General features: G+C 55.1%; 13 protein-coding genes. All 13 read left to right on the top strand.

The features are described 5' to 3' along the window. The first annotated feature begins 255 nt into the window (after positions 1–255). The 13 genes from flgB to BMX66_RS16090 all read left to right on the top strand — a co-directional run bounded on the left by flgB (position 256) and on the right by BMX66_RS16090 (position 13,328). Positions 256–660, top strand: coding sequence for a flagellar basal body rod protein FlgB (flgB, locus tag BMX66_RS01780; protein ID WP_090877796.1), 405 nt, complete (start codon positions 256–258; stop codon positions 658–660). 14 nt (positions 661–674) lie between these two features. Then, entirely contained in the window at positions 675–1,094 is a 420-nt protein-coding gene (gene flgC / locus BMX66_RS01775) for a flagellar basal body rod protein FlgC (protein ID WP_090877794.1), read from the top strand. Between the two features lie 10 nt (positions 1,095–1,104). Continuing rightward, a complete protein-coding gene (locus BMX66_RS01770) occupies positions 1,105–1,773 on the top strand; it encodes a flagellar hook assembly protein FlgD (protein ID WP_090877791.1) in 669 nt (222 codons plus the stop codon). A 53-nt stretch (positions 1,774–1,826) separates the two neighbouring features. Then, complete coding sequence (flgE, locus tag BMX66_RS01765; protein WP_090877789.1) at positions 1,827–3,050, top strand: flagellar hook protein FlgE; 1,224 nt, start codon at positions 1,827–1,829, stop codon at positions 3,048–3,050. Between the two features lie 155 nt (positions 3,051–3,205). Further along, positions 3,206–3,958, top strand: coding sequence for a flagellar basal body rod protein FlgF (locus tag BMX66_RS01760; RefSeq protein ID WP_090877787.1), 753 nt, complete (start codon positions 3,206–3,208; stop codon positions 3,956–3,958). 206 nt (positions 3,959–4,164) lie between these two features. Next, a complete protein-coding gene (gene flgG, locus BMX66_RS01755; protein ID WP_090877785.1) occupies positions 4,165–4,947 on the top strand; it encodes a flagellar basal-body rod protein FlgG in 783 nt (260 codons plus the stop codon). Positions 4,948–5,239: 292 nt separating this feature from the next. Next, a complete protein-coding gene (locus BMX66_RS01745; RefSeq protein ID WP_369826957.1) occupies positions 5,240–5,902 on the top strand; it encodes a flagellar basal body L-ring protein FlgH in 663 nt (220 codons plus the stop codon). 62 nt (positions 5,903–5,964) lie between these two features. Then, positions 5,965–7,044, top strand: coding sequence for a flagellar basal body P-ring protein FlgI (locus BMX66_RS01740; RefSeq protein ID WP_255398836.1), 1,080 nt, complete (start codon positions 5,965–5,967; stop codon positions 7,042–7,044). Next, positions 7,044–8,069 (top strand): flagellar assembly peptidoglycan hydrolase FlgJ, encoded by a 1,026-nt coding sequence (flgJ, locus tag BMX66_RS01735; RefSeq protein ID WP_090877777.1) that lies wholly within the window; start codon positions 7,044–7,046, stop codon positions 8,067–8,069. The genes BMX66_RS01740 and flgJ overlap by 1 nt, the downstream gene beginning before the upstream one ends. A gap of 307 nt (positions 8,070–8,376) precedes the next feature. Beyond that, positions 8,377–10,287 carry a flagellar hook-associated protein FlgK gene (gene flgK / locus BMX66_RS01730; protein ID WP_090877775.1) on the top strand — a complete coding sequence of 637 codons (1,911 nt, stop codon included), beginning with the start codon at positions 8,377–8,379 and terminating at the stop codon, positions 10,285–10,287. A gap of 79 nt (positions 10,288–10,366) precedes the next feature. Continuing rightward, positions 10,367–11,362 carry a flagellar hook-associated protein FlgL gene (gene flgL, locus BMX66_RS01725; protein WP_255398755.1) on the top strand — a complete coding sequence of 332 codons (996 nt, stop codon included), beginning with the start codon at positions 10,367–10,369 and terminating at the stop codon, positions 11,360–11,362. A 158-nt stretch (positions 11,363–11,520) separates the two neighbouring features. Beyond that, positions 11,521–12,804 carry an EAL and HDOD domain-containing protein gene (locus tag BMX66_RS01720; protein ID WP_090877771.1) on the top strand — a complete coding sequence of 428 codons (1,284 nt, stop codon included), beginning with the start codon at positions 11,521–11,523 and terminating at the stop codon, positions 12,802–12,804. Next, on the top strand, positions 12,765–13,328 hold the full coding sequence (locus tag BMX66_RS16090) for a thioredoxin family protein (RefSeq protein ID WP_369826949.1): 564 nt from the start codon (positions 12,765–12,767) through the stop codon (positions 13,326–13,328). The genes BMX66_RS01720 and BMX66_RS16090 overlap by 40 nt, the downstream gene beginning before the upstream one ends. Positions 13,329–13,485 lie beyond the last annotated feature (157 nt).

The following is a 13,485-nucleotide window of genomic DNA, read 5'->3' as shown; positions in this document are numbered from 1 at the left end:
ACGAACTATTTTCGCGCTGGATACACAGCGCCCCGCAGTGACCGATGAGACCGCAGGGCTGCGCCTCATAGCACGGCCTTGCAAGTAAGACAGGAATTTGGACCAGGGAAGCGTTGAGATAAAGGGTTTTTACCCCGTTAATCTGTCTTTTGGGTAGACAGGCCATGAAATACCATAACTCATGTGTATAAACAGCATTGACCGGCATTGACCAGCATTGACAGATCGAAGCAGTGCATTGCCTGAGAGGAATTCATGATTGATAAGCTTGATGGAACATTTCGTTTCTTCCAGGACGCCGCCAATCTGCGAGCCCATCGCCAGCAATTGATCGCTTCCAATATCGCCAACGCGGATACCCCTAATTTCAAGGCGCGAGACATCAACTTCAAGGACGCGCTGGAAAATGCGAACGGCAATCGGGTCGTGAAGCTGGTGACAAGCGCCCCCAATCACATTGCATCGCCCGGCAGTGTCAGCGGCACGGCAGGCGGTGCGCCGCTGCTGTACCGTTCTGCTGTACAAGGAAGCGTGGATGGCAATACGGTGGACATGGATGTAGAGCGCAGCCAGTTCGCCGACAACTCCATCCACTACGAAGCCAATCTCACATTCATCAGCGACCAGATCAAGATCATGCGCGCTGCCATTCAAGGTTAAGGAGAGACCCTATCATGTCTTTATTCAATATTTTCACTGTCGCGGGATCAGCCATGACCGCGCAGAATCAGCGCCTGAACGTGGTGGCGAGCAACCTCGCCAACGCCGATAGCGCGGTGACTTCCAACGGTCAGCCTTATAAGGCCAAACAGGTGCTGTTCATGAGTATTCCGTCAGCCGCCAGCGCCGATCCCAACAATGCCGCCACCGGCGTCAAGGTATCTCGAGTCCTTGAGGATCAATCACCGATGAAGCTGATATACGAGCCGACCCATCCGATGGCGAACGAGGAGGGTTTTGTGACTATGCCAAATGTAAACGTGGTGGAGGAGATGGTCGATATGATTTCCGCTTCGCGTTCGTACCAGAACAATGTGGACATGATGAATACTGCGAAGACGCTCCTGCTGAAAACTTTAACTATCGGACAATGAGGAAGAAATCATGAGCACGATTCAGGATCCGCAATCAGCCACAAAAATATTTTCATTGTATGGCGCTGCAAATACACCCAAACCCGTTGCGGATGAGGTGCAGGACCGGTTTCTCAAGCTGCTGGTTACGCAAATGAAGAATCAGGATCCTCTCAATCCGCTTGACAACGCTCAAGTGACGACGCAACTGGCGCAAATCAGCACGGTGAACGGCATAGAGAAACTTAACGCAAACATCCAGGCCATGGCGAGCAGCTTTAACGCGGGACAATCCCTGCAAGCTGCAACCATGATCGGAAAAGACGTACTTGTGCCCGGTTCAATGTTGCAACTGACTGGCGGTAGTGGAATTTTCGGCCTTGAACTGCCGCATGCCGCAGATCAGGTGAAGGTCACGATACACGACGCCTCGGGTCGCGCAATGCAGGTCATGGATCTTGGCGCGAAACCGGCGGGTTCTCTCGCACTCACATGGGATGGCATGACCACTGATGGCGCAGCGGCCACTGACGGAGTTTATAGCGTTAGCGTCAGCGCGCTGCGCGGCGACCAGAAGATCGATGCGAAAACCCTGGCATTCGGATCGGTTCAAGGCGTTTCCCAAGGTAGTCAGGGTGTACAGTTGAATGTTGGAACGCTTGGACCGGTGGGGCTGACGGACGTCAAACAGATTTTTTAAACGGCACTAATCGAATATCCGTCTCAGGATGAGACGCTACCCAAGGAGTAATCATGAGTTTTCAGCAAGGCTTAAGCGGCTTGAATGCAGCGTCCAAGAACCTGGACGTAATAGGTAACAACGTAGCAAACACCAATACGGTGGGATTCAAGCAGTCGCAGGCCCAATTTGCGGATGTATTTGCCAACTCGCTTTCGGGCGGGAGCAGCCTCCAGGCCGGGATCGGTGTCAAGGTGGCCGATATTGCGCAGCAGTTCAATCAGGGCAGTATCACCGTATCCAATAATCCACTCGACATTGCAATCAACGGCAACGGCTTCTATCGGTTGAGCGACCAGGGTGCTATCAGTTACTCACGCAATGGTCAATTTCACCCGGACAAGGATGGCTATATTGTCAACAGCAGCGGGCTGCGTCTTACGGGGTATACAGCGACGGCCGCCGGAGTGATCAATGCCTCCGCGCCAACCGATCTGCGTATTTCGACGGCTGATTCACCGCCTGCGGCAACCACGCTGGTGAACGGGGTGGTTAACCTGGATTCGCGGGAAGCAGCGCTGAGTTCGGCCGCATTCGACCTCACCGATCCGACGACGTACCACAGCTCAACCTCTCTATCGATTCACGACAGCCTGGGCAATCCAAGCACGCTTTCGGCTTATTTCCTCAAGACAGGTACCAACAGCTGGGATGTATTTGCCGCCAATGATGGCACATTGCTCAACGGCGGTGCACCGGTAGGCCCGCTGAACTTTTTATCCAATGGCGCTCTTGACCCGGCAAGTTCCAGCACATTCAGTCTGACAGCACCGGTCACTACCGGTGCTGTCAATCCCCTGGTTTTCGATCTGGACTTCACCGGCACGACCCAATTCGGATCCAACTCCGGCGTTAATGCGCTAAACCAGGACGGCTATACCTCGGGCCGCCTTACCGGCTTCGCGGTTGGCGCTGACGGCATAATCAGCGGCAGCTACTCAAGCGGTAAATTTTTAACCCTGGGACAGGTTGCGTTAGCCAATTTTGCCAATCCACAGGGCCTGGAATTACGCGGCAATAACACCTGGACGGAAAGCGCTGCCTCTGGCGCCGCCCTGGTAGGGACGCCGGATACCGGCGGTTTGGGTGTCCTGCAAGCGGGCGCAGTTGAGGATTCAAATGTAGAGCTTACCTCGGAGCTGGTCAATATGATTACTGCCCAGCGAGTCTACCAGGCCAACGCCCAGACCATCAAAACTCAGGACCAGTTGCTGCAGACGATAGTAAATCTGAAATAAAGATATAAATAAGGCATAGTCAGTACGACTGCCAAAAAAACCCGATTCCGCTATCCTGGCATGCCATCCGGAATCGGGAAATTCCTTCCAGAACTACTCAATCGATACCAGCAGTCTTTAAACCTGATTAAAACCACATATCACAGGAGTAAAACATGGATCGCATGATCTACGTTGCGATGACCGGTGCGAAGCATACGCTGGGACAGCAAGCCGCCATGGCGCACAATCTGGCAAATGCGAACACGACTGGCTATCGCGCGGAAACCAGCGTGTTGCGTGCGGTGCCGATATTCAGCGATACGCTGGCAACGCGGGCATTTGTAGTGGATTCAAGCGCTGGTGCCGATTTCACTCCTGGTACCGAGCAGCATACGGGGCGGGAGCTCGACCTGGCAATACAGGGACCGGGCTGGATAGCCGTGCAAATGGAGGATGGGACCGAGGCATATACCCGCAACGGGGACCTGCATGTGAGCGCCAACGGTGTGTTACAGACGCGTAGCGGCCTGAGCGTAAAGGGAGATGGAGGTACGATTTCGATTCCCCCCAATACGCTTGTCACAATCGCCAGGGATGGGGTGATCTCTTCCGTGCCCGCCGGTGCCGGGACGAGTGAGCCGAATATCTCCGTGATGATAGACCGCATCAAGCTCGTCAATCCGCCAGAAGGTCAGCTTACGCGCGGTCTGGATGGGCTGTTCCGCCTGGCAGGCGGGGGTGAGGCCGAGGCGGATGCGAAGGTCACAATCAAAAGCGGCGCACTCGAGGGCAGCAATGTCAATGTAGTCGAGGCGCTGGTCGACATGATCTCGCTTTCCCGCCAGTTTGAAATGCACATGAAGATGCTGCAGAACGCCGAGGGTAACGCCCAGCGCGCCAGCGTTCTGCTGTCGGTCAATTCTTGATTCACGCTAGTAATCACCCTGGTCACCCTGCATCAGATAACAAGACCAGGATGAAAACAGGATAAGCATGGTGTTGGCCCCTCTTTTCAGGATATAGCCTTTATCCATGCTGTTATACGATGTCGTAAATGCTGTGAATCGAGGTTTGGCCCGCATAGGTGACCACAGGACCGCGATAAATTACGCTTAACCTTTAGGAGACTCAGTTGATCCGCTCACTCTGGATTTCAAAGACCGGTCTGGATGCACAACAGACCCAGATGGATGTCATCGCCAATAATCTGGCGAATGTCAGCACCAATGGATTCAAGCGCTCGCGCGCCGTGTTCGAGGATCTGATATACCAGACCTTGCGCCAGCCCGGTGCTCAATCGTCGCAGCAGACACAATTGCCGTCCGGCTTGCAGATCGGTACCGGCGTCAGGCCCGTCGCAACGGAGCGTGTATTGACCCAGGGCAATTTGCAACAGACCGGGAACTGGAAAGACGTGGCGATTCAGGGCCAGGGATTCTTCGAGGTTTTACGGCCGGACGGCTCGTTGGCCTACACGCGGGATGGCTCGCTCCAGATTGACGCCCAGGGACAATTAGTCACATCCAGCGGCTATCATATTCAACCCGCGATCTCCATTCCTCCCAATGCGCTGAGCGTTACCATCGGCCGCGACGGCGTTGTCACCGTAACTCAACAAGACTCGCCCCTGCCGGTTCAGGTCGGCACGCTGCAACTTACCACGTTCATCAATCCGGTGGGTTTACAGAGCGTAGGTGAAAATCTCTTTGTGGAAACCGGCTCCAGCGGCACACCCAACATCAACACGCCTGGTACGGATGGTACGGGATTGCTCAGCCAGGGTTATGTGGAAACTTCCAACGTCAACGTGGTGGAGGAACTGGTCAATATGATCCAGACTCAGCGCGCTTACGAAATCAATAGCAAGGCCGTCCAGACCTCGGATCAGATGCTCCAGCGCCTGTCACAGATGTAGAAATTGGGCAAATGTAGCAATGGCATATGTTGGAATGGCGGAGCGCCGGCAAAACATCGGAATCATATGGGCAAGCTCATTTTATCCGGCAAGAAAATATCATGAATTTCGTCATTCCGGGCTTGACCCGGAATCCAGTCCAAACCAGCAGTGAATGGCGTGCTTTACACGCCGCCCGCATACCGGCTTCCGCCGGTATGACGTTTCTACTGTTTGTGCGCCGGATCAAATAATGATTGCGAATTTTTCAGCTAAATGTTCAGCCAAGCGAGGTGGGCAGCTTGTGGCGCCCATGATATTCACGGCACTTGCGGCTATCATCCTGCTGGGTCTTCCCGGCTGCATTACCCTCCCGGCCCCGACGCCGATCGTGCAACAGCCCATGTCCTCCCGGGCGGCGCAGAGGGAGGCGCCACCTCTCAATGGCGCCATCTACCAGGCCGGCATTAGCCACCAACCGTTATTCGAGGATCGACGCGCGCGCCAGGTCGGCGATACCTTGGTCATCGTTCTCAACGAGAGGACTAATGCAAGCAAGCGGTCCAACAGCAGTGCCAACAAGAATGGCGAGGTGAATTTTGGCATTCCTCCCCTGGTGTTTGGCGTGCCTATCACAAAGAAGGTGGAACTGGGCGCATCCTCTTCCAACGAGTTCGAGGGTAGGGGCGAAGCCGCTTCCGCCAACAATTTCAGCGGGACGATTACCGTCACCGTGCTTGAAGTGCTGCCCAACCGCAACCTGGTGGTAAGCGGCGAAAAGCAGCTTGCCATGACCCAGGGTTCGGAGTACATCCGTCTCTCCGGTGTAGTCCGCCCGGAGACCATCATCAACAACATGGTCTCATCGGTTCAGGTGGCAGATGCGAAAATCGAGTACAAGGCCAACGGCTACATCGACGAGGCGCAGACCATGGGCTGGCTTTCGCGCTTTTTCCTCACTATTTCGCCGTTCTGAACAATCCACAAAATATTGCGCCACCACCCATGATCCTTAAACAAACTTTGCAGGCGCTGCTCATGTTATGGCTCGGGTGCTGCGCGATATCGACCCCGGCACACGCCGAGCGCATCAAGGATCTTGCCTCGATCCAGGGTGTGCGTCCCAACCAGCTGGTCGGATATGGGCTGGTGGTGGGACTGGACGGCACGGGTGATCAGACCATACAGACACCCTTTACCATCCAGACGCTGAACAATATGCTGATGCAGATGGGCATCAACGTGCCGCCCGGTACCAACATGCGATTGAGAAACGTTGCGGCAGTGATGGTTACGGCGAGCCTGCCGGCGCTTGCTCAGCCAGGACAGATTGTCGATGTGACCGTGTCCAGTATGGGCAATGCCAGAAGCCTGCGGGGCGGCACGTTGCTGATGACGCCGCTCAAGGGAGCCGACGGTCAGGTCTATGGGATGGCGCAGGGCAATCTGCTGGTCGGGGGGATCGGTGCTGCCGCAAGCGGCAGCAAGGTGCAGGTTAACCACCTCAATGCCGGACGTATCAGCGGCGGCGCTACTGTCGAGCGCGCCGTACCCGTTGCGCTGGGCCAGGGAGATACCATTCGGCTCGAGCTTCATACCACGGATTTTTCCACTACGCGGCGGGTGGTGGATGCCATTAATGAGCGTTTCGGTACTGGCATCGCTTACGCGCTGGACGCCAGGGCAATTCAGGTGCGAACACCTCAAGGCAGCGATGAACGCGTGGCATTCATTGCGGAAGTGGAAAGCATGAACATCAGGCCGGCGCAGATGCACGCGAAGGTCATTGTCAACAGTCGCACGGGCTCGGTAGTCATGAATCAGTCCGCCACGGTTGACGCCTGCGCCATTGCTCACGGCAATTTGTCGGTAGTAGTCAGTACTGAGCCCGTGATTAGTCAACCGGGTCCGTTTTCCGGCGGGCGAACGGTGCAGGCACAGCGCTCGACCATCGAGATCAAGCAGGAATCCGGCATGCTGACCATGGTGGAAGGCGCGTCCTTGGCCGAAGTGGTGAAGGCGTTGAATGCGATCGGCGCCACACCGCAGGACTTGCTGTCTATCCTGCAAGCGATGAAATCCGCTGGGGCATTGCGGGCGGAACTGGAAATCATCTGATGGCTGCTTCGGCTGACCTTACTACCAAATTTGCCCTGGACGTGCAGGCCGTCAACGAATTGCGCGTTGTAGGCGGGGCGAACAAGACAGACCAGGCTGCGCTTGAAGCTGCCGCCAAACAGTTCGAAGCTCTGTTCATGAACATGATGCTGAAAAGCATGCGCGATGCAACACCCAAAGACAGCCTGATGGATAGCGAGCAGAGCCGTCTTTACATCTCGATGCTGGATCAGCAGCTGTCACAGAGCATGTCGTCCAATGGCATTGGTCTGGCCGACATGATGATACGGCAATTGCGTCATGGATTGCCGACCCAACCGGAACAAGGGGCGGAGCAGGGCGCGCATGCGCCGACCGCTATCGTGCCTGGACAAGCGCCAGCCGCAGGATTGTCATCTCCGGTACCTCGACAATCGCACGCGTACCAGCAACAGCAATCACAAGCACCGGGATCGACGGCGCAATCGCAATCCCAGCAGACACGAACGTCACTAGGGTCACCGGAACCAACGGTACCGGTGCCATCCCTGCCTCGAGCGCAATGGCAGGCGCAACAATTACAGGTAGCCGAGTTTCAAGCCAGACTGATGCCGTACGCCCAGCAGGCCAGCCAGACAACGGGCATACCGGCCCGATTCATGCTGGGACAAGCCGCGCTGGAAAGCGGGTGGGGTAAAAGGGAAATACGCGGGGCGGACGGCACGCCCAGCTACAACCTTTTCGGCGTTAAGGCCGGCAGCAACTGGAAGGGTCCGGTAGTGGAAACCGTAACGACGGAATACGTCAATGGTGTGGCGCATAAAAGCGTGGAAAAGTTCCGCGCTTATCAATCCTACGCCGACGCGTTCCGCGACTACGCCAATCTGCTGAGCAGCAACCCACGCTATGCGGAATTGATGGCACGGGTGGCGCAGGGACTGGACGCGGAGGGCTTTGCGCAAGGCCTGCAACAGGCGGGCTACGCGACCGACCCGGATTATGCAGATAAACTGGGCCGTATCATCAGGACCACGCCTTGGTCATGATGAGAGCCATGCCGGATTCTTTGTCTTTCTCCTGCCCCATTTGATCTGTCTGGTCCTCAAAATATCAGATTACCGGATTAAATATTTCTGGGTCGGGACCGTTAACATCATGTATGGATATGGCTATAGGTCCGGATAGAAGGTTATTTGATCCGGCGCACAAACAGTAGAAACGTCATACCGGCGGAAGCCGGTATCCAAGTGGCGTGTAAAGCACGCCATTCACTGTTGGTTTGGACTGGATTCCGGGTTAAGCCCGGAATGACGAAGGTGATATTATTTTCTCGTCGGATAAACAGGATACAACATGGGTAACGGCATTTTTGGCATCGGCCTTAGCGCGCTCAATGCCGCTCAGCAAGGGTTGCTGGTTGCCGGACACAACGTCAGCAACGCGGCCACGCCTGGTTACACCCGCCAGCAGATCGTTCAGTCGGCCAGCGCAGCACAAGCCACTGGCAGCGGATTCATTGGCAAGGGAGTGCAGGTCGATACGATCAGACGTGTATACAGCGAGTTCCTGGGCAATCAGGTCACGCAGGCAAGAACCGAATCCTCCCAGCTCGACACGTACTTTGCGCAGATGAAGCAGATCGATAGCCTGCTGGCTGATCCGAGCGGGCGGCTCGGCCTGGCGCCTGCGCTACAGGAATTTTTTGGAAGCGTGCAGGATGTAGCTACCAGCCCTTCCGGCGTAGCTTCCCGCCAGTCGATGTTGTCCAATGCCGAGGTGCTGGTACGGCGCTTCCAGTCTCTGAACGACAGCCTTGATGAGATCCGGGATGGAGTGAACGCGCAGATCGAGAATAGTGTTTCGCTTATCAACACGCTGGCGGCAAGGATCAGCGAACTGAATGCAACCATCAGCCAGGCCGAGAACAACGCCGGCGGTCAACCGGCGAACGATTTGCGTGACCAGCGCGATGAACTGGTCACGCAGCTCAATGATCAGGTCCGCGCCAAGGTCGTCGAACAGAGCGATGGCGGTTACAGCATATTTATCGGTACGGGCCAGTCCCTGGTCGTGGGTTCAACGTCTTTCCAGCTCTCGACACTGGCTTCTCCGGTTGATCCGCGCCGCGCCGAAGTCGCCTATGTTTCGGGCGGCAATAGCGTGCCGGTCAGGGAATCAAGCCTGGATGGCGGCAAGCTTGGCGGGCTGCTGCAATTTCACAATGGAGAACTCGACGCCGCGCGCAATGGTCTGGGGCGCGTTGCGATCGGTTTGGCGGCTACCTTCAATGACCAGCACCGGCTGGGACAGGATATACAGGGCAATCTGGGCGGCGATTTTTTTATAGTGCCGAATCCATCGGTAACGGCTTCCACCCGAAACTCGGGCGACGCAGTCATCGCCGCTGAAATTTCCAATCCCGGGGCACTTAACACCAGCGATTACCGCTTGCGTTACGATGGCGCCAACTACACGCTCACACGGCTCAATGATAGTATCACACAGACGTTCGCGGCATTTCCGCAAACCGTGGATGGTGTGCGCCTGAGTTTTGCTTCCGGCGCCATTGCTGCCGGAGACGAATTTCTTATTCGCCCAACGGCCAACGGAGCCGGCCAGATAGAGGTAGCCATACAGGACACCAATCTGATCGCGGCCGGTGCACCCATTCGAACCGATGCGCCAACCGCCAACACAGGCACCGGGCGCATCAGCGCCGGTACCGTCGATGCGCCGCCACCCCCCGATCCGGATTTAAGAGAACCGGTCACTTTTACTTTCACCAGCACTACGACTTTTGATGTGAGTGGCAATGGGACCGGCAATCCCGTCGGCATTGCGTTCACTCCCGGCAGCCCGATCAGCTACAACGGTTGGACGGTGCAGATAACCGGCTCGCCCCAGCCGGGGGATACATTCAGCGTCGGTCCCAACACCAATGGAGCGATGGATAACCGCAACGCTTTGCTGCTGGGAGCGCTGCAGAGCAGCAACACCCTGGCAGGCGGCACGGCGAGCTACCAGAGCGCCTATGGCCAGGTAGTCAGCCTGATGGGATACAAGACCCGCGAACTGGAAGTAACCAGCGCCGCCCAGACGGCACTGCTGAGCCAGGCACAGGCTTTGCAGCAATCCGAGTCAGGTGTGAATCTGGACGAGGAAGCTGCCAATCTCCTGCGCTACCAGCAGGCATATCAGGCAGCCAGCAAGGTGATACAGATAGCCACTCAGATGTTCGACACACTGCTTGATATAGCAAGGTAAAGAGCCGGATGTCTCATTCATTCCACAGCCAATTTTTATTCATTGCGTTGTTTATACCGCTATCATGCGTTGATGCCCAATGGCGCATAAGGAAGCAACGGTAAGCACAATCGCGGAGAGTCACGACAGGAGAATCACGATGCGCGTCAGCAGTAATACCAGCTATGAACTCGGCGTTGCCGCCCTCAACCGCCAGCAGGTCACGCAGGTGAAAAACCTGGAGCAGATAAGCAGCGGCCGACGTATTCTTACACCGTCTGATAATCCCGCAACCTATGTCCGGGTGCTGGAAGTCTCACAGGCCGATGCAGGCAATACGCAATATGCGATGAACCGCCAGCATGCCATGGCCAGTTTCGGGATGCTTGAAGCGACGCTTGGCGGCGTCACGAACTTGCTTCAGAACGCGCGGGAACTTGCTGTGTACGCGGGGAACGGGACATTGACCGATAGCGGGCGCAGCGCCATTGCAACCGAATTACGCGGCAATCTGGACGAACTGCTGGGCCTTGCCAACCGTACCGATGGGAACGGGCAATATCTTTTTTCCGGTTTCCAGGGCGCAATCAAGCCATTTGACGATACAGGCAGTGGTATCCAGTATTTTGGCGATGAAGGCTTGCGCATGGTCCAGGCCAGCGCATCGCGCCAGCTAGCAGTGAACGAGTCGGGACGAGAGGTGTTCGAGCGAATCCCGGATTCGGGAGGAGGGTATCAGAGCATGTTCAAAACGCTCTCCGACCTGATTGGCATACTCGAAACGCCCGTGACCGATGCCGCCAGCAAGGCCGCATTCTCCAGCGGGCTGACCACCGCACAGGGAAATTTGTCCAATGCGCTCGACAACGTGCTGCGGGTCCACGCGTCGGTGGGCACGCGCATGAAGGAAGTGGATACGCTCAATGAGGGCGGCGACGAGTTGAATATTCAGTACAAGCAGCAGCTATCAGAACTGCGGGATGTCGATTATGCAAAGGTGATCAGTGATCTCACCCAGCAGCAGGCTTATCTCGAAGCGACGCAGATGGCATTTCTGAAGGTACAGGGGTTGTCACTGTTTGATTATATACGGTGACGATAACCGGTTTCTCCAAGGGTTTGCCCTTATGCCCTCTTGCCCTCCGGATGATTCCGCCAATACATGTTTAATTCCACCTTTTCCAATTTTTCTTCGCGAATAAAGCTCCAATCGAAGCTCGGGGTTTTTTGAAACGGATGAATTGAGGTCGACGAATGATCCTTGATACAGCTCAGCCTGTTTCTTTTGCTCCCCAAGTGAAGGAATTTTTCCTTGCGCGACAGCCGATTCTGGATCGAAACCAGAATCTGGTCGCGTATGAATTATTGTTCCGCCGCGCAGACGCCGGCCCGGCAATAACAGTTGATGATTCACGTGCAGCCACCGCCATCATTGCACACACGTCGGAACTTGGGCTTGAAAATGTAATTGGCGGAGCCCTCGGCTTCTTCAACGTGAGTTCCGCCATGTTGATGGATGATCTGGTTGATTTTTTGCCATGTAAAAAAGTTGTATTTGAACTTCATCAAACTGACAAGATAAGTCCGGAGCTTGTCCAGCGCGTTTCCGGGATGGTGCATGAGGGATACAGGTTTGCACTGGACGATGTAATTACGCTTTCGGAATACATAAAGCCGTTACTGCCGCTCATAGAGATCGTTAAAATCGATATATCTGTCATGACTCGGGCGGATCTGGCAATTCTGGCCGCCCAATTCAAGCAGGCCCATAAATTACTTCTCGCAGAAAAAGTGGAGACGATCGAACAGTTCCAGAATTGCCTCGATCTCGGGTTCGACTACTACCAGGGTTATTATTTTGCCAAGCCTGCTATTCTGTCGGGCAAAAAACTCACTGCCTCACAGTTGGGAATCATGCAATTGATGACGCTGGTAGCCAGGGATGCCGATAACGCGGAAATTGAGCACAGCATCAAAAAGGAAGTATCGCTCTGTTTATCCTTACTGAGACTGGTCAATACGACAGGGATGGGTGTAACGAAGAGTATTGACTCATTAAGTGAGGCGTTGGTGGTGCTCGGCCGCAATCAGTTGCAGCGATGGCTGCAAATCCAACTCTACATCGCACCGCATGTAAACACTCATTGCGCATCGCCACTTCTCCTGCTGGCCACGACGCGTGGCAAACTTCTTGAGCTCATTGCCAGAAAACTCAAGCCCGCGAATAAAAGTATTGCTGATACCGCGTTTACAGTTGGCATCTTATCCTTGCTGGACACCTTATTTGGACAGACCATGGAAAAGATTCTCGGGCAAATCGTTCTGGGCAAGGATGTCAGCGAAGCGCTATTGTATCGGCGCGGGTTCTACGGCGATTTACTCAAGCTTTCAGAATATGTCGAAAAATCTGGTGAAGCCAGCCGAGCGTTAGCGCCACTACTTCTTAAACTGGAACTGCCGGTTGAAGATCTTTATCCGCTGCAACTGGAAGCATTTGAATGGAGCAACAGCTTGTTGCCTTTCGTGCACGAGGGGTAATTCTCGCAGGATTGTTCACGATTAAATCGGGAAAGAACCCAGTGCGATTGGAGCGTGGTCCGCAGGCCGAGCTCAGCCATGATTTCTGCGACATGAGCTCCTGTAGTCCCGGTTCCTCTGCTACGGCATTGGCCAACCGCAGCATATCATTCAGCGTGGCAGGCGACCTTGCGGCCGAAGCAGATTATAATATGGGTACGAACAATGCTTATGCAGCTATGGAACCATCGCGCGCCGAAATCGATTCACTTGAAGGACCCACTGTCGTAGAATTCGGCGCTCCGTGGTGTGGACACTGCCGGGCCGCCCAGCCGCTGATTGCCTCGGCCTTGTCTGAATACCCGGCTGTACGTCATATCAAGATCGAGGATGGCAAGGGCCGCCCTCTCGGGCGTTCCTTTAGAGTAACACTCTGGCCGACGCTGATCTTCCTGAATCACGGCAAGGTAATCGCTCGTCTGGTTCGGCCCGCCGATTCCGCCGTGATTAGCAATGCTCTGGAAAAACTGAATGACGCACCGTGATGGTTTAGGATGTTAGCCGCACTGAGGCGATTTTGAGTTGTTTTAGAATTGGTACAGGCTGTAAGCTATCGGTTTCGATGGTTGTGCTTTAACTTTTGCCCCATCCATCCCCATCCAGGCAATGCATGAGCAAACCTGTTCATGATTGTGTTCCGCC

It is taken from the genome of Nitrosovibrio sp. Nv6, from assembly GCF_900110495.1.
Classification (GTDB): Bacteria; Pseudomonadota; Gammaproteobacteria; order Burkholderiales; family Nitrosomonadaceae; genus Nitrosospira.
The sequence above is the reverse complement of the archived record's forward strand: the minus strand, read 5'-3'. Positions and strand labels throughout refer to the sequence as shown.

Coding starts and splice junctions, on each gene's coding strand:
- flgB (WP_090877796.1), top strand. CDS start 256: ATGATTGATAAGCTTGATGGAACATTTCGTTTCTTCCAGGACGCCGCC.
- flgC (WP_090877794.1), top strand. CDS start 675: ATGTCTTTATTCAATATTTTCACTGTCGCGGGATCAGCCATGACCGCG.
- BMX66_RS01770 (WP_090877791.1), top strand. CDS start 1,105: ATGAGCACGATTCAGGATCCGCAATCAGCCACAAAAATATTTTCATTG.
- flgE (WP_090877789.1), top strand. CDS start 1,827: ATGAGTTTTCAGCAAGGCTTAAGCGGCTTGAATGCAGCGTCCAAGAAC.
- BMX66_RS01760 (WP_090877787.1), top strand. CDS start 3,206: ATGGATCGCATGATCTACGTTGCGATGACCGGTGCGAAGCATACGCTG.
- BMX66_RS01745 (WP_369826957.1), top strand. CDS start 5,240: ATGATATTCACGGCACTTGCGGCTATCATCCTGCTGGGTCTTCCCGGC.
- BMX66_RS01740 (WP_255398836.1), top strand. CDS start 5,965: ATGTTATGGCTCGGGTGCTGCGCGATATCGACCCCGGCACACGCCGAG.
- flgJ (WP_090877777.1), top strand. CDS start 7,044: ATGGCTGCTTCGGCTGACCTTACTACCAAATTTGCCCTGGACGTGCAG.
- flgK (WP_090877775.1), top strand. CDS start 8,377: ATGGGTAACGGCATTTTTGGCATCGGCCTTAGCGCGCTCAATGCCGCT.
- flgL (WP_255398755.1), top strand. CDS start 10,367: ATGGCGCATAAGGAAGCAACGGTAAGCACAATCGCGGAGAGTCACGAC.
- BMX66_RS01720 (WP_090877771.1), top strand. CDS start 11,521: ATGATCCTTGATACAGCTCAGCCTGTTTCTTTTGCTCCCCAAGTGAAG.
- BMX66_RS16090 (WP_369826949.1), top strand. CDS start 12,765: ATGGAGCAACAGCTTGTTGCCTTTCGTGCACGAGGGGTAATTCTCGCA.